Source organism: Tardiphaga sp. vice304, from assembly GCF_007018905.1.
Taxonomy (GTDB): domain Bacteria; phylum Pseudomonadota; class Alphaproteobacteria; order Rhizobiales; family Xanthobacteraceae; genus Tardiphaga.
Genome location: NZ_CP041402.1, coordinates 3,178,203 through 3,195,536, shown reverse-complemented (window position 1 = coordinate 3,195,536; position 17,334 = coordinate 3,178,203). Strand labels below are relative to the sequence as shown.

The window sequence follows — 17,334 nt, the reverse complement described above, 5'->3', positions numbered from 1 at the left end:
CGCATTTCTAAGCTACACGAGAATGGACGACGATTTCTTCGGAGGCGCCATAACTTCATTCCGAGCATTCTTAGAGCTTGGAGTGAGAGTTGTAACTGGCGACAAAGAATTCAGTATCTTTCAAGATATCGACGGAATTCAATTTGGCCAACGATGGCAGAGCCAGTTGGACCAGGCGATCGAAACCACCCGCCTTTTAATACCAATAATTACTCCCCTCTTTTTCCAGAGCGGCGCCTGCCGCGATGAGTTGACGAAATTCATTAGCCACGAGCGCGAGTTGGGTCGACGTGATTTGATTCTTCCACTTTATTTTGTCACAGCCGCAGCCCGTAGGGCGGGTTAGCGCAGCGTAACCCGCCGCTTCATCGACCGCATCGCCTGCGATAGATGGACTACGTTTCGTTGATCCGCTTACTTGCTAAGACGCCTCAGTGCCTTTCACATTTTTAAGCTATTGCATCGTCCAAAGAACACGGGATACACTACTTCTGGTAGTTAACCGGGAGGCTGCGATGCGATGTCTCTTTACGTTTTTATTTTTGTCACTATTCCCAATTTCAGCTCAAGCTCAGATCACTCCATTGTCGACATGGGTGAACACACGAGGGTCCACTCTCACAGCATGGTTCGTTGAGCCGGTCACTGGATCATTCATTGGCACATATGTGAACAATGCCGCCGGATTTGAGTGTCAGGGTGCGCCATACGAAGTCCGTGGCCTTACCAAAGGAACCGCCGTCACCTTCAAGGTTGACTGGAACGGGCTTGGTGTACCCGACTGCAAATCGACTACGATCTGGCAAGGTCGGGTTGTAGGTCCGACGATGAGCACTCGCTGGACCCTCGATTATACCGGTCGTGACGGCAAACCCCACCGTATGTATGGCAGAGATCGATTCACGCGACGCTGAGCAAGCGTAGAGCCCGTAACCCGCCGCCTTGCGGATATCGGGAGGATTACGCTTCGCTCACCGGCCTGCTCGCGGCCCCGCATGGCGCTTCGCTGATGCGGCCGACACGCGACATCGAATCGTTTGACTCCCCGGCGCCGCGCTCCCTAAGTGGCCACAAAGCGACACAAGGAGAGACGTTTTGCGCAAGGTTCTTATTGCCGTCGGATTGATGCTCGGCATCGGCCACGCCGCGGCGGCGGATTATCCGACACGGCCGATCCGGCTGATCGTGCCGCTGCCGGCCGGCACGTCGACCGACGTGATCGCACGGGTGCTGGCCGACACGGTGTCGCCAAAGCTCGGGCAGCAGATCATCATCGACAACAAGCCCGGCGCCGACGGCGCGATCGCCGCCAGCGAAGTGAAACGCAGCGCCGCAGACGGCTACGTCATCATGCTTGCCTCCAACACCGCGATGTCCGGCGTTCCGGCGACGCGCAAGGCGCCGCCCTATGACAGCTCGACCGACTTCACGCCGATTACCGACATCGGTCGCTACAACTTCTTCTTCTTCGTCAACAAGGACATTCCCGCCAGGACGCTGGCGGAGTTCATCGCCTATGCCCGGGCCAATCCCGGCAAGCTGGCCTACGGCGCCGGCAACATCAGCGGGCGGCTGGCGTTCGCGTCGCTGGCGACCACCAGCGGGCTCGATCTCACGCATGTGCCCTATCGCGGCGAGCCGCCCGCGATGACCGACCTGATCACCGGCCGCATCAACGCCATGGTCGCGACCTCCGGCACCGGCATGCCGCAGGTCAAGGACGGCAAGATCGTCGCGCTCGCCACCATCCTGGAGAAGCGCAGCGCGATCGCGCCTGATGTGCCGACGATCGCCGAAGCGGGCTTTTCGGATTTCAAAATCGAGCCGTGGGCCGGGCTGTTCGGCCCGCCCGGCATGCCCGCCGACATCGTGGCGAAGCTCAACAAGGCCTTTCACGAGGCGATGGCCGATCCGGTCGTGAAGCAGCGCATGGTCGAGCAGGACTTTGCGCTGACGCCATCCACGCCCGAGGAACTGGCCGCGCTGATGAAGCGGCAGCTCGAGGTGCATCGAAAGATCGTCGCCGCGGCCGGCATCGAGATGATGCCGTAGCGACCACGGCCGCGAGCCCGCCCGGACCGGTTGCCGCCGGTGCGGGCGCGGCCTAAACCGTCGCCGATGTCTTCGACGCGCACCACGCCTCCGCTCCGCAAACCGCGCACAAGGCGTGGCGTATCCGGTCTCAGGCGACGCCTCGGACGCCGGCTGCGCGGGCTGCGCGGGCTGCGGCCGCGCTGGGCGGCCCGGCCGGTCGCGGTCCGCATCGTGATCGTCGTGGCCGCGCTGCTGATCGGCGCGCCGCTCGTCAATCTCGTCGTGCAGCTAGTGCGCAAGCCTACCGAGCTTTTGTTCTTTGCGGACACCGTGCTGAACAAGCCGCCCACCGAGACCTGGCGGCACTACGGCGCGCGGTTCCGGAACTATTCGACCGACGCCGTCTCGCCCGAATTGCTGGCCGCGCTGACGCAGACCGAGAGCACCGGCAATCCGGCCGTGCGGACCTATTGGCGCTGGCGGTGGGGCTGGAATCCGTTCGCTTGGTACCGGCCCGCCTCCAGCGCCGTCGGCCTGTTGCAGATGACCGATCCGGCCTTTGCCGAGGCCTCGCGCTTTTGCATCCGCGGCCATGTGGTGGTCAGCGATTGCTGGTTCACCAGCCTGTATTTTCGCTCGCTGCCCGGCCACGCCATCGAGCTGGCGTCGATCTATCTCGACCGCCAGACCGCCTCCGTGCTGATCGCCGTGCCCGGCAAGGCGCCGAGCGCGCCGCAGAAGCAGGATCTCGCGGCCGTCATCCATCTGTGCGGCGCCGGGCCCGGCCGCGCCTTCGTGCGCCGCGGCTTCCGGCCCGCGCCGGGCGAGCGCTGCGGCGATCACTCCGTCGCGGGCTATCTCGGCCGCGTCAACGCCATGAAGCAGCAGTTCGTGCGGCTCGCCGCGAACAATCCGGGCTGACCGCCGGCGCTACGCCCGTGTCACCTCGTAGATGACAAACCGCTCCACCATGATCGAATGCGTCGCGACGTGCTGCCGCCGCAGGCCGGCCTGCGCGATCAGGTGATCGAACAACGCCATGTTGCTGTCCGACGACACCAGCAGATACATCGTGCCGCCCGGGGCGAGATGCGCCGCGGCCTGGTCGAACAGCGCAAGGATGTCGCGATAGCCGGGGCCGGCATGCCAGGCCCGGTCCGCGACATTGCGCGGTTCGCCGGAAAACGACGGCGGGCTGGAGATGATGACGTCGAAGGTCTGATCCGGCGGCACCGCCGAAAACAGGTCGGACTCGCGCGCCTCGACCTGCGGCAGGCCGTTGGCGACGGCGTTCAGCGCGGCGGCGCGCGCGGCCTGCGGATTGATGTCGAGTGCCAGCACGGAGGCGGCGCCGGCGCGCGCGGCGGACAGCGCCAGAATGCCGGAGCCGGTGCCGATCTCGACCACGCGCTTGCCGGCAAAATCCTGCCGCTGCAGGAATTCGGCGAAGAACCGGCTGGTCAGGAACAGCTTTGGATGAAACACGGTCGGCGGCACCGTCAGGCTCAGCCCTCCGACCTCGGTCTTCGAGGTCCGGCGGCTGTTCAGCACGAAGTGGAACGACAGGAAGTGCACGACCTTGCGGAACACCGCGCGCAGCGGGCCGAAAGTGTCGTCTGCCTTGATCGGGCTGTTGTCGATCGTCACGGCGGTCTCCCTGCGGTTGTTGTTTCCCAAGCCGTCGCCGAACCCGGCGCGGCCGTCAAGACCGCGATACCAATCGCAACTGCAGCAAACGGCCGCGTCAGCGCCGTGCAGCCGCGTTGCTGCCTCGCCGCGGCCGACCTGCCCGCCGACTATCTTGACATCATTCCTAGTAAGGATTATAAACCGCGCATCGTGTTCGCGAGGGGCGCTGTCATGAGGCGTCTTGGTAGCGGAGCAGGATGCGGTGTCCCGCGCGTGCGCCTCGCAAGCGTACCCCGGGAGGCCGGGGGTCGCCGTCCGGGCCTACTACGGGGCTCTGCCGCCATTTGTCGGCTGGACGCGGACAGTGAGAAGGCGGGGAAATCCCGCCGGAGGCTGTCCCGGAAGCACGGTCCCCCGGCCCAAAATCACCGCGGTGGCGCGCCCACAGGCGCCGCGGTTCGCAGCGATGCGGATCGCGTCCCAACCACCATCCCCGCGCCTGTCGGCGCGCTGCCTCCCCTCATGCGTCGAGAGGAGAACTGCCGCACAGCTCGGGCGCCCCGGCGTCGCGAGAACGCGGGCGGCCGGCCGTTTGACATGGCGACCCGCAACACGCGAATTTGCGCCACAGGCGTGTGGCTTCTGTCACCCGGCCCGTCCATGACCTCGAAGGAAACCGATGCTCTCTCGCCTCCAGGACCAGTTGCAAGCCTACCGCGAAAACCCCGACCCGCTGGCGCAGCTCGCCAATACCATCGCGCTGGTGATCGCCGGCAACCAGCCGTTCTATCCGCTGTATCTGTATGCGATCGTGGGTCAGGCCGCATGGCCTTCGTGGCTGACGCTGCTGACCTTTCCGCTGTTCGCCGTCATCCCGGCGGTGGCGCGGCGCAATCCGCTGGCCGGCCGCCTGATGCTGCCGGTGGTCGGCGTCGCCAACACCGTGCTGGCGGTCAAGCTGGTCGGGCTCGACACCGCCGTGGAACTATTCCTGCTGCCCTGCGTGCTGCTTTCGACGATCCTGTTTCGACAGACCGAAAAGCGCGCGATGGCGGCCGCGCTGGCCTGCCCGTTTGCGGCCTATTTCATGCTCGATGCCGCGGTCGGCAGCCCGCTGGCGACCTACAGCGCCGCCGAGTATCGCTCGATCATCAACATGCACGTCTTCAGCGTCGCCTCGCTGTTCGCGCTGATCGGCTTCGCGTTCCCGGCGGATACGAAGCAAGCGTAGCAACCATTAAAGCGCGGCCTGCTTTTCAACCCATGGCGTGCCGCGCTCGACGACGGTGTTGGCGTAGATGAGGAGCTTGCGAGCGCAGGCGATGAGCGCCTCGTTGTGGGCCTTGCCGCGGGCTTTCAGGCGCTCGTAGAGCGCGCACAGGGCCTTGTTCCAGCGGAACGAGGCCGGCAGCGCCGCAGCAAACAGCGAGCGACGCAGGCGGCTTCGACCACCTGCAATGTGGCGCTGCCCCCTATGCTTGCCGCTGTCATCGTCGAACGGCGCAAGGCCGGCAAGAGCTGCCGCCTTCTCCCGGCTGATTTGGCCGAGCTCAGGCATGCGGATGATCAGCGCCAGCGCAGTCCGCTCGCCGATGCCGGGGACGCTGAGCACCAGATCGAGGCGCCGCGCCAGATCCGGATGGTCGCGCAGTTGGCCCGCGATTCGTAGGAGTTCGGTGGCTCGGCGCGCCTTCAGCCGATCGATGTCGTTGAGGACCAGACGCCGCCGTCGTGGCTCGTCGATATGTTCGAGCCGAGTCTTGAGGCGGACCATGTCTTCCTCGATCTGTTCGACGAAGGTCAGGTGATCTGCCAGCTCCGTGAGCCTTGGATCCGCGTCGACAGATGGAGGATCGAGCACCGCCGCGCAGGCGGCGACCAGCACGGCATCCAGGGCGTCGTTCTTGGCGCGCCGCAGATGCAGCCTGGCAAAGTTCTTGACCTGGATCGGCTGCAGCACCAGCACGACGAAGCCTTTGGTGCGCAAATGCGTAACCACGCCACGTTCATAACCACCGGTGGCCTCGATACCGACTTTGGTGACGCCTGCCTTACCGAGATCGGCCGCCAACTGCCGCCATCCCGCCGCTACGTTGGGCACCTGCCATCGCTGCTCCCGGCCATGCACCGCAATGTCGAGCTTGTCTTTGGCCGTATCGATGCCGGCCGTTTCCGTGTTATTGTTCGTCATCTTCGTCGACCCCTGCCTTGTGAAGCGAACCAACTTGTTCCGGCAACCATCCGGGTCCGATGAAGGAGCTGGCGCGATCCCGCTACGGGGCAGTCTCAGACGACTCAGGGCGGATACGATCCGATCGCCAGCCGCTCTGCCGCGGATGGCCGTCCGCGGCAGAGCATTCCTCTCGGAACGAGCTGACAATATCCCGATTTGCTATTACAAGGGCGGGTTAGCCGAAGGCGTAACCCGCCGCCGCGCGGATGGACGGCGGATTACGCTTCGCTAATCCGCCCTACTCAACTAGCTACGGCTGACATGCTGCTTGGGCAGCGCGCCGCCGTTCCATTTTCCGTCGATCGCGCGCTCGATCTGGGCTGCGAGCTGCAGCAACAACCCGTCATGGGCCTGCGCCGCCTGCGCCTGGATGCCGAGCGGCAGGCCGTTCTCCTGCGCGGCCAGCGGCAGCGAGATGCCGGGGATGCCGGCGAGATTGGCCAGCGGCGTATAGGCGAAGTTCTTCCAGAGGTTCGCAAACCAGTCGTGCACCGACAGATTGGTCGAGGTCGTCAGATACTCGGCGGTGCCGACCTTCGGCGTCGGCTTGGCGGTGATCGGCGTCAGGATGATGTCGTAGCGCTCGAAGAACGCGCCGAAGCCGCGCGACGTGGTGTTGAACACCGCCTGCATTCTGGCGCGGTCAGTATAGGACATGTCGATGCCGGCCTCCCAGATCTTCACGTTGATCGGCTCCAGCAGTTCGGACGTCGGCTTTTCCAGGCCGAGCCGTGCCAGATGGCCGCCGATCACCTGCGCGAAATTGCTGATGTAGCAGGCGGTCTGCGCGGCAAAGGCGGCGCGGAAATCGATCTCGGGCAGCGCCCATTCGACGTGGTGGCCGAGCCCCTCCAGCAGCCGGCCGACACGCTCGAGCTCGGCGACGAAATGCGGCGTCGCGCTGCTATCGCCCCATTCGTGCGACAGCGCGATGCGCAGGCGCCGGGGGTCGCGCCGGATCCGCTCGCTATAGGGCTCGGCCGGCGACCAGAACGGCATGAATTCGCCGGGCTCAGCACCCCGGCAGGCATCGACGAAGGCCGCGGTGTCGCGCACGCTGCGGCTGACGCAGCCCTGGATCGATACCAGCCCGGTCAGGTCCGACATGGTCGGCGCCAGCGAATAGACGCCGCGCGACACTTTCAGGCCGATCAGGCCGTTGACGCCGGCCGGAATCCGGATCGAACCGCCGCCATCGGTGGCGTGCGAGATCGGCAGCACACCGGCGGCTACCATCGCCGACGACCCCGCGGAGGAGCCGCAGGTCGAGTAGTCGGTATCCCAGGGATTGCGGGTGACATAGAATGCATTTTCGGCAGAGCTGCAGACGCCGAATTCCGGCGTGGTGCTGCGGCCGATGATGTTCAGCCCGGCCTGGCGGATCCGGCCGGTGAGAAAGCTGTCCTGCGCGGGCCGGTTGCCCTGCATGATGGCGGAGCCGAATTCCTGCAGCCGCCCCCGCAGCGTCGGCCCGAGATCCTTCATCAGATAGGGAACGCCGGCAAACACGCCAGCTTCGTTCATGCCGTCCTTGGCGGGATCGGCGACCACGTCGTCGAAGACCTCGACGACGGCGTCGAGCGCGGGGTTGAGCCGGGCTATGCCGGCGGCGGCTTGTGCCGCAAGTTCGGCCGGCGTCAGATCGCCCTGGCGCACGCGGTCGGCCAGCGCCACCGCGTCATGTGTCGCCCATTCGTCCCAGTCCATCGCCAATGTCATGTCGTGCGTTCCGGTTGCAGATTCGTTCGCGGGAAGCCTAGACCGGATGGCGCTCGCTGCGTGATCAGGGCTAGCATGTGAAAACGCCGTGACGCCTTCCGCGTCACGCCATGAAAGACCCGGCTCACGCGCCATGAAGCTCAGTAACCAAGCCGATTCCGTCTGGACCTCGCTGCAGGACGAAGAGTTGCGCCGTCAGTTGCTGGCCGGCCGCAGCATCAACGAGATCGCGCTGCGCACGAAACGCTCGCCGCTCGCCGTCCGCACCCGGATCAAGAAGCTCGGCATCGCCGAGCACACCGCGGATTAGAGAGTTCGGGTGGCTTCACTCACCGTCCTCATAGTGAGGAGCGCGCCACTTGGCGCGCGTCTCAAACCATGGGAGCTTGGCGCCATCCTTCGAGACGCCGCGCAAGCGCGCGGCTCCTCAGGATTAGAGAGAGCTTTTGGATGGGAAAAAGTCTCTCCAGACGGAAAAGCGTAGCGCAGGCCTATCGCCCGCAGTTCCACACCGGCCCGATCGGCGTCTGGGTCCAGCACGGGCCCATGCTGCCGCCATTGTACTGGCCGCGGTAGAAGCCGGGCTGGCCGAAATAGCGCTTCTGGCCATCGTACCAGCGGTAATAGACCGGCGTGGGCGTGATGTACCACGGCCGCTTCGGGCGGCGCGCATTGCGCAGCACCGCTTCGTCCTGCTTGAACAAGGGCGCGGCATTGTTCAGCGGCTGGTGATAGCCCGGCAGGAAGCCGTAATTATGCGGCCGCGGCTTCCGCTTGGGAGCGGCGTCGGCGACGACAGACGACAGCGTCAGGATGGCAGCGAGCGAGAGACACAGAAGGCGGGGCATCTATCGACCGTAGCGGGTCGGCGTGTCCCGCACCAGTCACATCCCGGCGAGGCGTCCTGTATTCATGTCGCAGCATGAGCGGGGCCAAGTCCGGACATTCCATCCGGCGGCAGTCGGTGCGCCCGACCGGCGGCCTTTCGTCTACTTCCCTGCCCGCCGCGACCTGGGCTAGCCTGCCCGCGGGAATCTGCACCTCGCACGGGTGCAGCACGGCAGGCTCGACATAACGAGTGCGGATCAGAAGGCGGCAGCTGCAAGCTCCCCGCCGCCTTGACGATCGCACCATCCGAGGAAACGACATGAACCGCATTCTCCGCGTGATGGGCGCGCTTGCCATCGTCACGGCCACCGCCGGCTCCGCGCAGGCGCAGGGCTGGCCGAACCGGCCGATCCGCATGGTGGTGCCCTATACGCCGGGCGGCTACACCGACCTGATGGCGCGGCTGGTTTCGCAGAAGATGTCCGAAGCCCTGGGTCAGACCTTCGTGATCGAGAACAAGCCCGGCGCCAACGCGGCGATCGGCACCGACAGCGTTGCCAAGGCCGCGCCCGACGGCTACACCTTCGGCACCGTGATCGCGGCGCATTCGGTCAATCCGACGCTCAATCCGAAGCTGCCCTACGACACGATGAAGGATTTCACCTACGTCTCGCTGACCTCGGTGGCCCCCTTGATCCTGATCGCGCATCCGTCGGTGCCTGCCAGTAACATGAAGGAGCTGATCGCGCTCGCCAAGGCGAAGCCCGGCACGCTCAACTTCGCCTCTTCCGGCATCGGCTCGGCGGCGCATCTGACGATGGAAATGCTGAAGAGCCGTGAGGGCATCAATCTGCAGCACATCCCCTACAAGGGTACGGCGGGCGCGCTGCAGGATCTTGTCGGCGGCCAGATCAGCGTGATGTTCGACGTGATCGGCCCTCTGATGTCGCAGGTCACGCCGGGCAATGCCAAGGCGATCGCCGTCACCGCCAAGGACCGCGTCCCGGCGGCGACCAACGTGGCGACCATGACCGAGCAAGGCGTGCCGGACTTCGTTTCCGGTACCTGGTCGATGATCATCGCGCCGGCCGGCACGCCGAAGGAGATCGTCGACCGCATCTCGCTGGAGGCCAAGAAGGCGCTGTCCGATCCCGATCTGAAGAAGAAGCTCGACGACCAGGGCATCGTCGCGATGGGATCCACGCCGGACGAGGCCCGCGCCTTCGTCACCGAACAGATTGCGCTCTGGAAGAAGGTCATCGTCGAGGCCAACATCAAGTTGCCGGAGTAGCCGCCGCCTGGCGCTGAACTTGCGGAGTTGCGACCAGCGCGGCACTCCGCCGCGCTGGTCGCACAGTATGAATTCCGCTAAACAGTTTTATGACATATTCGCGACAATGGCGCCCGCTGCTACCGCTGCTGGCCTTCACGGCGCTGCTGCTTACCCCCGGCCTCGCCATCCATTTCGGCCTGATGCCGTTTGAATACCGCAGCTATGCCCTGATCGGCGTGTCGGCGTCGTGCCTTGCGCTGTGCGTCGTTTCGGGCCTGTCATTGGCCGAACTCGGCCTCGGCCGGCCCTCGATCCGGGAACACTGGCTCGGCTTCGCGGTGCTGACGCTCGGCCTCGCCGCCGTCATGCTGTTGCAGACCCGGCTGTTCACATTCGACGCCAATCCACCGGTCTGGCTGAGCTTTGCGCCGTTCTACGTGCTGGTCTCCAGCCCGTGCCAGGAAGTGGTGTGCCGGTCGATCCCGAAGCTGATGATCGACCGCCTGCAGGCCCGCAGCTGGGTCTATGTGCTGTATTCCTCGGCGGTGTTCTCGCTGATCCACATCGCCTATGGCGACACGACGTTGCTGCTCAACACCTTCGCGGTCGGCGTGGTCTGGGGCATAGCCTATTTGCGGATGCGCAACATCTGGCCGGTGATCCTGTCGCATGCCGCGATCGGCACGCTCGCGTTTTCGCTCGGCCTCGCCTAAGGCGCGGCCTACGCGCCGTTCCGCGCTTTCAATATTGCCATGTGCACGAAGTGCAGCTTGCCGCGCACCGCCGCCGTCAGTTCAAACGGATAGGCGTCGCTGAGGCCCATCGAGCGGTTGAGCTCGTTCATGCTGTAGGCGACCAGTTCCCACAGCGCCAGCAGCGCCTCGAAGTCGCGCTCCAGATAGGGATCCTCCAGCGTATGGCGGGCCCGCGCATCGAGCGACAGCGGCAGCGAGGACGCGGTATCGAGCGTCGAGACGATGTGCAGGAAATGCGCAAAGGTCTCCGCCCAGTCCTCCCACGGATGCGAGGTGGCGTATTCGCTGATGAAGCCATCGCTGTTCCAGCCGCGGTCGGCGCGGTTGTGATAGGCAGCCAGCGCTTCGGCATAGGCGGCGGACTCGTCGCCGAAGATCAGCCGGAACGGGTTCCCGAGCTGGGCCTCGTCGATCAGCGCCTCCCAGTAGAAATGCCCTACCTCGTGGCGGAAGTGGCCGAGCAGCGTGCGATACGGCTCGCGGAAGGCCGCGCGGCGCGCCTCGCGCACCGCGTCATCGGCCTCCGACAGGTTGATGGTGATCAGCCCGGCCAGATGCCCAGTCATGATCGAGTGACCGGCGGTCTCATGCGACAGGATGTCGAACGCGATCTGCGCACCGCCAGGCACCGCCAGCGGCAGTTCGAGCCGCATCAGATCATAGGTCAGCCGCCGCTTGGCCTGCTCGACCTTGCGCCACAGCGCCAGATTGCGATCCGAGCCGAGGTTCGGAATGGTCCGCGTCAGCCGGCAGGAGCGGCAATAGGGCATGCCGTCCTGGACCGACCAGTTGCAGCCGATCAGATCACGGTTGGCGCACGGCACCACGTTGCGCCCGCGCACCATCCGCAACGACCCGCTGTCGAAACTGACCGGCGTTCTGCAATGGCTACAGGGGCTCTGCTCGAATACGATTCTTTGGCGGCAATGGGGGCAGTTCAGTTGCTTCATGCGGGCACTATGCCGAAACGGCCGCGGTCATGCTACACGCTGTGCCGCGGCCGGGTGATCTCGCCGCGGGTGGTGGCGATGCCCATCTCGAAACCATCGGCGATGCGCCGCGCGCGCTCGATGAAGGCATCGGCCACGTCCGCGCTGAATATCTCCCGGGCGGTCGGCTCGAACAGCGCCAGCCAGCGGTCGAAATGCGCCGCGGTCAGCGGCAGCACCAGATGCGGCCGCATCGGGCGGCCGTCATAACGACCGGTCTTCAGCAGCATCGAAGACCAGAAATCGGAGATCTGGGCGATGTGATGCTCCCAGTCCGACACTGCAGCGTTGAAAACCGGGCCGATCAGCGCGTCTTCGCGGGCCCGGCCATAGAAGGTCCGGACCAGAAGGGCGATCGATTCTTCGGTAATTTCGGGGTGGGCTTCATTAAGAGTGGGGTCGGTCATGCCTCCGATGTAGGCGGCAGCGCGCCATTTCACAACCGCGGGAAGGTCAGGCCCGCGTCACCGCGTCCCCGATCCGCACCTCGCCGCCCTCGATCACCCGGGCGGTAATGCCGCCGTGGCCGCGAACGGCATTGTAGCCGCCGGGTCCGAGCACCTCTTCCATCCGGCTGCACGGCGCGCAGTCGCCCGAGGGCTCGAGCAGCGTCGCACCGATGCGCAGGCGTTGTCCCTTGAGGGCGGCCATATTGACGCCGACGGTCACGAGGTTGCGCCGGAGCAACTCCGGCGCCAGCGCGTCCAGCCCGAGGAAGGCGGCGATTGCCGCCAGATCCTCGGCCGCGATCAGCGTCACCTGCCGCGGACCGTTATGGCTGCTGCGGTAACGGTCGCCCTCGATACCCTGGCCTGCGACCAGCAGGGCCTGCTCCGGCGTCAGCACGGGCGCGCGGCGCGCCGGCCGCAGCCCGATCCATGTCAGCCTGCCCGGCCGCATCGGGGCGGCCAGCAACCGGCCGAGGGGGCTTTCCGGGGCAAAGGTCATCAGCGATTCCTAGCACAGCCCGATGATCGGTCACGGTCGAATCCAGGCAGCGGACTTATGGCGGCCACATGCCTGCAGATTGTTCTGCACCCTTGCCAATCCCTTCCCGCCATGAAAGCACGTGGCCTCCCAATGCCGCCCTGCGGACCGCGTCGCGGTCGCCGCTGCCAGGATAACTGCCATGATCACGCGCCTCTCGCTGCCCAAAGACAAGATCCGCATCCTGCTCCTGGAGGGCATCAACGACAGCGCCGTCGCGATGTTCGCCGACAATGGCTATATTTCTGTCGAGCGGCATCCCAAGGCGCTGTCGCCGGAGGCGCTGAAGGAAGCCGTGAAGGGCGTCCACCTGCTCGGCATCCGCTCGCGCAGCAACGTCACCGACGACATCCTCGAGGCCGCCGATAGGCTGCTCGCGGTCGGCTGCTTCTCGGTCGGCACCAACCAGATCGACCTTGAGGCCGCGCGCCGCCGCGGCATCCCGGTGTTCAACGCGCCGTTCGCCAATACCCGCAGCGTCGCCGAACTGACCATCGGCGAGATCGTGATGCTGCTGCGCCGGATCGTGCCGCGCTCGGTCGCAGCGCACGCCGGCGGCTGGGACAAGTCGGCCGACGGCAGCCGCGAATTGCGCGGCAAGACGCTCGGCATCGTCGGCTACGGCAATATCGGCTCGCAGCTTTCCAATCTCGCCGAGTCGATGGGCATGCGGACCGTGTTCTTCGACCTCACCGACCGGCTCCGCCACGGCAATACCGAGCCGACGGCCAGCCTCGACGAGTTGCTGGCCTTCAGCGACGTGGTCTCGCTGCACGTGCCGGAGACGCCGCAGACCGCCGGCATGATCGGCGCCCGCGAGATCGCGCTGATGAAGGACGACGCCTGCCTGATCAACAACAGCCGCGGCCATGTCGTCGATCTCGACGCGCTGGCAACCGCCATGCGCGCCGGCAAGCTGGCGGGTGCCGCCATCGACGTGTTCCCGGTCGAGCCCGCGTCCAATAACGACAAGCTCGTGACGCCGTTGCAGGGCCTGCCCAACGTGATCCTGACGCCGCATATCGGCGGCTCGACCGAAGAGGCGCAGGACCGCATCGGCGCCGAAGTGACGCGCAAGCTGGTGGAATATTCCGACGTCGGCTCGACGCTCGGCGCGGTCAACTTCCCCGGCGTGCAACTGCCGCCGCGGCCCTCGGGCACGCGCTTCATCCACATCCACGGTGACGTGCCGGGCGTGATGGGCAAGCTCAACGACATCGTCTCCAAGCACGGCGTCAACATCGCCGCGCAGTACCTGCAGACCGGCGGCGGCATCGGCTATGTGGTGTTGGAAACCGATGGTCGTGGCGTCGATTCCGAGAAGGTGCTTGAGGAAATGCGCAACGTGAAGGGCACAATCCGTGCCCGGCTGCTGTACGAGGCGGACTAAGGCCCGGCGCATGACTTCTGCTACAGACCCCGCGTTCTTCGCCCTGCTCGCGTCCAGCTACGCCCGCGCCGTCGGCAAGCCGCTGGTCGCCGCCGGACACGACGCCGCGTGGCTGCACAACGATGCGCCGTTCGCGGTGCTTGCGCACAATACCGCGCCTGATCCGGTGTTCGTCTATGCCAACAATACCGCGCAGGCCTGTTTCGAATATGACTGGGACGAGTTCATCACCCTGCCCTCGCGGCTGTCCGCCGAGGCGCCGAACCGCGACGAGCGACAGCTTCTGCTCAATGCCGTCACGCGCGACGGTTTCATCTCGGACTATCGCGGTATGCGGATCGCCGGTTCCGGGCGGCGGTTCTGGATCGACGGCGGAACCGTCTGGCAATTGATCGACGAGGCCGGCACGCCGCGCGGTCAGGCGGCCCTGTTTACCTCGTGGACCAACGCCTGAGCGGGCTGCGACGGTTGCGCGCTGGCACCGTGGCACAAAAGCTGCAACGATCGGCCCATGATGGGGCATGCGCGATCGGCTAAGATCCTGGACAGCTTTGCGCGCTACGCTCGGCGCATGAAGGGTCCTGTCTCATGCCTGCTGCTGGCGCTGCTGTGGCCGGCCGGTCCGGCCGCCGCGCAGAGCGCAAAGCCCGCGCCGGACAGTTTCGAGGCGCGCGCCCGCGCGCGCGGCACGCCGGATATTCCCGGGCTCAACATCGTCTGGCTGGTGCCGTGGGGGCCGCTGGAGAACGCGCGCGACTGGCGCAACATCGTCGTGCACCAGAGCGAGGGCGCGGCCGGCTCGGCGTGGCGCAACGCGGTGGCGCAGAGCCAGCGGCCGGACCGCCGCGGCGTTACCGTCTGGGTCGAGACCGACGGCACGGTATACTGGTCAGCGGCCGAGTTCGCGGTGCCCAACCACCTGCGCGACGGCAACCGCAACGACAACAAGTTCATCGACAACGCCGCCACCTACCAGCAGGTCGACAATGCCTCCTCGATCGGCGTCGAATTCGTCGGCAACTATCCGAATGTGCGACGCCCGCCGACCGAGGCGCAGATCGCCGCCTGGCGCATTCTCGTTCGCGTGCTGCAGGTCCGTTACGGCATTCCGGACAATCGCGTCTACGCGCACAACTGGATTGACTACAAGGACCACCGCTATTGCGAGGGCTGCGAACTGGCGCGTCTTGCCCGCACGCCAAACATCGAAACCGCCCAAGCCGACAAAACGCCGTAGGATACAGGACTGTGTAGCTGATATTTTGTCACCTCTGCCCAGTGGAGAGAGGTGCACTGCTGCCGGTGCGTGTCATTGCGCTACTCTCGACATCAGAAACTGGTGCTATCAGAAGCACAGATTGCTGACGACGTTGCCGCGCTTGTCCTTCAGCACGTAGGGGCATTCCAGCCGCTTCAGCGCGGCCCGGGCTTCGTCGTTGCCGAGCGCCGCGGAACGCTCGTAATAGGTTTTCGCCGCCGCCTTCTCGAACAGGCCGCGCGCCGACCTCGTCCTTCGGGCCGCCTGAGCCCTCCGCCAGCATCATGCCGAGCTGGTATTGCGCCTCCGGATTGGTCTCCGCGGCCTTCGCCAACAGCGCCCGGCCGCGTACCGGATCGGCCGACGCACCACTGGACGCCGCGGCGAGATTGGCGACACCGCGCGGATTGCCGGCCTCGGCGGCGCGCTCGAACAGTTTTCGCGCCTGCGCCTCGTCTCTGGCGACACCGTTGCCGGTGCCGTACATCACGCCGAGCTCGACTATCGCCGACGTGCTGCCCTTGTCGGCCGCCTTGCGCCATGCCGCCATCGCCTCGGTCATCTGTCCGTTGGCGGCATAGGCGCCGCCGAGCTGATACAGCGCGCGGCGCAAGCCGCTGCCGGCGGTGCGGCAGAACTTGATCGCGGTGGCGATGTCGGCCTTCGCGATCTCCGCGGTGCCGCGAGCGTCGGCGGGCCTGTCGGGATCGGACGGATCGGCGGCGAGCCCGTCGCACAAAACGAGGTCCGCGGATTGCGCCGACGCGCGCGAGATCGGCGCGAACGCCAGCAGCAGTCCGGCCAACGCAGCAGCAACAAACGGTTTCATCGTCCACATCAGGCACTCGCATCATCGTTGCCGGCAATCCTGTGGCGGTGCAGCGGTGCCGACGAGCGCACCGCTTTCGACATTGTGATGACAGAACCGCGCAATGCAGCATCCCCCTGCCGGCGCTCGCCAAGCCGAGAGCGCCATGCGATTTCTAACAGATATTGCGCCGCAACATTACTGCCTCGCACGTCGGAACCTGCATGATCTCCAAGCCCATCCTCGCGCTCGCTGCTGCCTCGTTCGGCATCGGCACCACTGAATTCGTCATCATGGGCCTGCTGCCCGATGTCGCGACCAGCTTCGGTGTGACCATCCCGCAGGCCGGCTATCTGGTCTCCGGCTACGCGATGGGCGTGGTGGTCGGCGCGCCGCTGGTGGCGATGGCGACCGCCCGCCTGCCGCGCAAGACGGCGTTGCTGGCCTTGATGGCCGTCTTCATCATCGGCAATTTCGGCTGCGCGCTGGCGCCCACCTACTGGCTGCTGATGGCGGCGCGCATCGTCACGGCGTTCTCGCACGGCGCGTTCTTCGGCATCGGCGCGGTGGTCGCCCGCGATCTGGTGCCGCGCGAGCAGCGCGCGCAGGCGGTCTCGCTGATGTTCGCCGGGCTGACGCTCGCCAATGTACTCGGCGTACCATTCGGCACCGCGCTGGGACAGCAAGCCGGCTGGCGTTCCGCGTTCTGGGCAGTGGTCGCGATCGGCCTCATCGCCGGCGCGGCGATCATCCGTTGGGTACCCTCCGGCCTGCCCGGAACGACGGGCAGCCTCACCCGCGAATTCCGCGCGCTCGGCCGCTGGCCGGTGCTGTTGCCGATGCTAATCTCGATCACCGCAGCCATCAGCATGTTCAGCCTGTTCACCTACATCACGCCGTTGCTCGAAGAGGTCACCGGGCTGTCGCCACACGGCGTCACCGGCGCGTTGCTGGCGATCGGCTCAGGCCTCACCATCGGCAACCTGATCGGTGGACGTCTGGCCGACCGCAATTTGCTGGGCACCGTGATCGGCGCCTTTGGCGGCGTGATGCTGGTGCTGATCCTGCTGGCGTTCGTCATCCACTCGGCAGTGCCGACGCTGGTGCTGCTGGTCCTGTGGGGTGGCCTGGCTTTCGCGCTGGTCTCGCCGCTGCAGATCTGGGTGGTCGATGCCGCGACCGACGCGCCCAACCTCGCTTCGACATTGAACCAGGGCGCCTTCAATCTCGGCAACGCCATCGGCGCCTGGATTGGCGGCGCTGCGCTGAACGCCGGCATGTCCTATGCTCATCTGCCATTGCTCGGCGCCGCGGTGGCGGCTGTCGCACTGGCGTTGACGCTCAGCATCATCGCCAACCGCCGCGTGATGCCGATGCACTTGCGCCCGGCCGAATAGACATTGCCAGCTTTCATCGAACTCATCTTGTAAG

Annotated in this window: 19 protein-coding genes and 1 pseudogene; 12 read left to right on the top strand and 8 right to left on the bottom strand. The window is 65.7% G+C overall.

Annotated elements, in window-relative coordinates; translation table 11 throughout:
- Nucleotides 1-22 precede the first annotated feature (22 nt).
- From FNL56_RS15175 to FNL56_RS15160, 4 genes are all read left to right on the top strand, one after another.
- Nucleotides 23-346 (top strand): toll/interleukin-1 receptor domain-containing protein, encoded by a 324-nt coding sequence (locus FNL56_RS15175; protein WP_143579015.1) that lies wholly within the window; start codon nucleotides 23-25, stop codon nucleotides 344-346.
- A 169-nt stretch (nucleotides 347-515) separates the two neighbouring features.
- Nucleotides 516-914: an avidin/streptavidin family protein gene (locus FNL56_RS28845; RefSeq protein WP_143573681.1), complete on the top strand. Its 399-nt coding sequence runs from the start codon at nucleotides 516-518 to the stop codon at nucleotides 912-914.
- 181 nt (nucleotides 915-1,095) lie between these two features.
- Nucleotides 1,096-2,052 (top strand): Bug family tripartite tricarboxylate transporter substrate binding protein, encoded by a 957-nt coding sequence (locus FNL56_RS15165; protein WP_246660670.1) that lies wholly within the window; start codon nucleotides 1,096-1,098, stop codon nucleotides 2,050-2,052.
- Between the two features lie 66 nt (nucleotides 2,053-2,118).
- Entirely contained in the window at nucleotides 2,119-2,955 is an 837-nt protein-coding gene (locus FNL56_RS15160; protein WP_246661445.1) for a lytic transglycosylase domain-containing protein, read from the top strand.
- A gap of 9 nt (nucleotides 2,956-2,964) precedes the next feature.
- Here the strand turns inward: FNL56_RS15160 and FNL56_RS15155 are convergent, their stop codons facing one another.
- On the bottom strand, nucleotides 2,965-3,681 hold the full coding sequence (locus tag FNL56_RS15155; protein ID WP_246660668.1) for a methyltransferase: 717 nt from the start codon (nucleotides 3,679-3,681) through the stop codon (nucleotides 2,965-2,967).
- 661 nt (nucleotides 3,682-4,342) lie between these two features.
- On the opposite strand from FNL56_RS15155, the gene FNL56_RS15150 reads away from it, so the two are divergent.
- Nucleotides 4,343-4,894, top strand: a complete 552-nt coding sequence (locus FNL56_RS15150) for a hypothetical protein (protein ID WP_143573677.1) — start codon at nucleotides 4,343-4,345, stop codon at nucleotides 4,892-4,894.
- Nucleotides 4,895-4,900: 6 nt separating this feature from the next.
- Here FNL56_RS15150 and FNL56_RS15145 read toward each other — a convergent pair whose 3' ends face one another.
- Together FNL56_RS15145 and FNL56_RS15140 are read right to left on the bottom strand one after the other, a co-directional pair.
- Nucleotides 4,901-5,854, bottom strand: coding sequence for an IS110 family transposase (locus FNL56_RS15145; protein ID WP_143571863.1), 954 nt, complete (start codon nucleotides 5,852-5,854; stop codon nucleotides 4,901-4,903).
- Between the two features lie 288 nt (nucleotides 5,855-6,142).
- Nucleotides 6,143-7,615 (bottom strand): amidase, encoded by a 1,473-nt coding sequence (locus FNL56_RS15140; protein ID WP_143579014.1) that lies wholly within the window; start codon nucleotides 7,613-7,615, stop codon nucleotides 6,143-6,145.
- Nucleotides 7,616-7,748: 133 nt separating this feature from the next.
- On the opposite strand from FNL56_RS15140, the gene FNL56_RS27725 reads away from it, so the two are divergent.
- Nucleotides 7,749-7,925 (top strand): hypothetical protein, encoded by a 177-nt coding sequence (locus tag FNL56_RS27725; protein ID WP_168202943.1) that lies wholly within the window; start codon nucleotides 7,749-7,751, stop codon nucleotides 7,923-7,925.
- A gap of 181 nt (nucleotides 7,926-8,106) precedes the next feature.
- On the opposite strand, the gene FNL56_RS15135 is transcribed toward FNL56_RS27725, so the two are convergent.
- Complete coding sequence (locus FNL56_RS15135) at nucleotides 8,107-8,463, bottom strand: hypothetical protein (RefSeq protein WP_143582118.1); 357 nt, start codon at nucleotides 8,461-8,463, stop codon at nucleotides 8,107-8,109.
- Between the two features lie 299 nt (nucleotides 8,464-8,762).
- On the opposite strand from FNL56_RS15135, the gene FNL56_RS15130 reads away from it, so the two are divergent.
- Nucleotides 8,763-9,734 carry a Bug family tripartite tricarboxylate transporter substrate binding protein gene (locus FNL56_RS15130; RefSeq protein ID WP_143573671.1) on the top strand — a complete coding sequence of 324 codons (972 nt, stop codon included), beginning with the start codon at nucleotides 8,763-8,765 and terminating at the stop codon, nucleotides 9,732-9,734.
- A gap of 89 nt (nucleotides 9,735-9,823) precedes the next feature.
- Complete coding sequence (locus FNL56_RS15125) at nucleotides 9,824-10,429, top strand: CPBP family intramembrane glutamic endopeptidase (protein WP_143573669.1); 606 nt, start codon at nucleotides 9,824-9,826, stop codon at nucleotides 10,427-10,429.
- Between the two features lie 8 nt (nucleotides 10,430-10,437).
- On the opposite strand, the gene FNL56_RS15120 is transcribed toward FNL56_RS15125, so the two are convergent.
- The 3 genes from FNL56_RS15120 to FNL56_RS15110 form a co-directional block, all read right to left on the bottom strand.
- Nucleotides 10,438-11,316, bottom strand: coding sequence for a putative zinc-binding metallopeptidase (locus FNL56_RS15120; protein ID WP_246660667.1), 879 nt, complete (start codon nucleotides 11,314-11,316; stop codon nucleotides 10,438-10,440).
- Between the two features lie 137 nt (nucleotides 11,317-11,453).
- A complete protein-coding gene (locus FNL56_RS15115; RefSeq protein ID WP_143573665.1) occupies nucleotides 11,454-11,867 on the bottom strand; it encodes a group III truncated hemoglobin in 414 nt (137 codons plus the stop codon).
- Nucleotides 11,868-11,913: 46 nt separating this feature from the next.
- A complete protein-coding gene (locus tag FNL56_RS15110) occupies nucleotides 11,914-12,408 on the bottom strand; it encodes an MOSC domain-containing protein (RefSeq protein WP_143573664.1) in 495 nt (164 codons plus the stop codon).
- A gap of 181 nt (nucleotides 12,409-12,589) precedes the next feature.
- Here FNL56_RS15110 and serA point away from each other — a divergent pair, with 181 nt between their 5' ends.
- From serA to FNL56_RS15095, 3 genes are all read left to right on the top strand, one after another.
- Nucleotides 12,590-13,837, top strand: coding sequence for a phosphoglycerate dehydrogenase (serA, locus tag FNL56_RS15105; protein ID WP_143573662.1), 1,248 nt, complete (start codon nucleotides 12,590-12,592; stop codon nucleotides 13,835-13,837).
- A 10-nt stretch (nucleotides 13,838-13,847) separates the two neighbouring features.
- Nucleotides 13,848-14,291 (top strand): MEKHLA domain-containing protein, encoded by a 444-nt coding sequence (locus FNL56_RS15100; protein ID WP_143573660.1) that lies wholly within the window; start codon nucleotides 13,848-13,850, stop codon nucleotides 14,289-14,291.
- 117 nt (nucleotides 14,292-14,408) lie between these two features.
- Nucleotides 14,409-15,074, top strand: a complete 666-nt coding sequence (locus tag FNL56_RS15095; protein ID WP_143573658.1) for a peptidoglycan recognition protein family protein — start codon at nucleotides 14,409-14,411, stop codon at nucleotides 15,072-15,074.
- A 108-nt stretch (nucleotides 15,075-15,182) separates the two neighbouring features.
- Here the strand turns inward: FNL56_RS15095 and FNL56_RS15090 are convergent.
- Nucleotides 15,183-15,924, bottom strand: a pseudogene (locus FNL56_RS15090) (tetratricopeptide repeat protein).
- 203 nt (nucleotides 15,925-16,127) lie between these two features.
- Here FNL56_RS15090 and FNL56_RS15085 point away from each other — a divergent pair.
- Complete coding sequence (locus FNL56_RS15085; RefSeq protein WP_143573656.1) at nucleotides 16,128-17,300, top strand: MFS transporter; 1,173 nt, start codon at nucleotides 16,128-16,130, stop codon at nucleotides 17,298-17,300.
- Nucleotides 17,301-17,334: the final 34 nt, after the last annotated feature.

Bases quoted from the DNA above. Each gene is read 5' to 3' on its own strand.
- FNL56_RS15125 (WP_143573669.1), top strand. From the start codon at position 9,824: ATGACATATTCGCGACAATGGCGCCCGCTGCTACCGCTGCTGGCCTTC.
- FNL56_RS15130 (WP_143573671.1), top strand. From the start codon at position 8,763: ATGAACCGCATTCTCCGCGTGATGGGCGCGCTTGCCATCGTCACGGCC.
- FNL56_RS15150 (WP_143573677.1), top strand. From the start codon at position 4,343: ATGCTCTCTCGCCTCCAGGACCAGTTGCAAGCCTACCGCGAAAACCCC.
- FNL56_RS15100 (WP_143573660.1), top strand. From the start codon at position 13,848: ATGACTTCTGCTACAGACCCCGCGTTCTTCGCCCTGCTCGCGTCCAGC.
- FNL56_RS15160 (WP_246661445.1), top strand. From the start codon at position 2,119: ATGTCTTCGACGCGCACCACGCCTCCGCTCCGCAAACCGCGCACAAGG.
- FNL56_RS15175 (WP_143579015.1), top strand. From the start codon at position 23: ATGGACGACGATTTCTTCGGAGGCGCCATAACTTCATTCCGAGCATTC.
- FNL56_RS28845 (WP_143573681.1), top strand. From the start codon at position 516: ATGCGATGTCTCTTTACGTTTTTATTTTTGTCACTATTCCCAATTTCA.
- FNL56_RS15145 (WP_143571863.1), bottom strand. From the start codon at position 5,854: ATGACGAACAATAACACGGAAACGGCCGGCATCGATACGGCCAAAGAC.
- serA (WP_143573662.1), top strand. From the start codon at position 12,590: ATGATCACGCGCCTCTCGCTGCCCAAAGACAAGATCCGCATCCTGCTC.
- FNL56_RS27725 (WP_168202943.1), top strand. From the start codon at position 7,749: ATGAAGCTCAGTAACCAAGCCGATTCCGTCTGGACCTCGCTGCAGGAC.
- FNL56_RS15085 (WP_143573656.1), top strand. From the start codon at position 16,128: ATGATCTCCAAGCCCATCCTCGCGCTCGCTGCTGCCTCGTTCGGCATC.
- FNL56_RS15140 (WP_143579014.1), bottom strand. From the start codon at position 7,615: ATGACATTGGCGATGGACTGGGACGAATGGGCGACACATGACGCGGTG.
- FNL56_RS15110 (WP_143573664.1), bottom strand. From the start codon at position 12,408: ATGACCTTTGCCCCGGAAAGCCCCCTCGGCCGGTTGCTGGCCGCCCCG.
- FNL56_RS15135 (WP_143582118.1), bottom strand. From the start codon at position 8,463: ATGCCCCGCCTTCTGTGTCTCTCGCTCGCTGCCATCCTGACGCTGTCG.
- FNL56_RS15095 (WP_143573658.1), top strand. From the start codon at position 14,409: ATGAAGGGTCCTGTCTCATGCCTGCTGCTGGCGCTGCTGTGGCCGGCC.
- FNL56_RS15115 (WP_143573665.1), bottom strand. From the start codon at position 11,867: ATGACCGACCCCACTCTTAATGAAGCCCACCCCGAAATTACCGAAGAA.
- FNL56_RS15120 (WP_246660667.1), bottom strand. From the start codon at position 11,316: ATGGTGCGCGGGCGCAACGTGGTGCCGTGCGCCAACCGTGATCTGATC.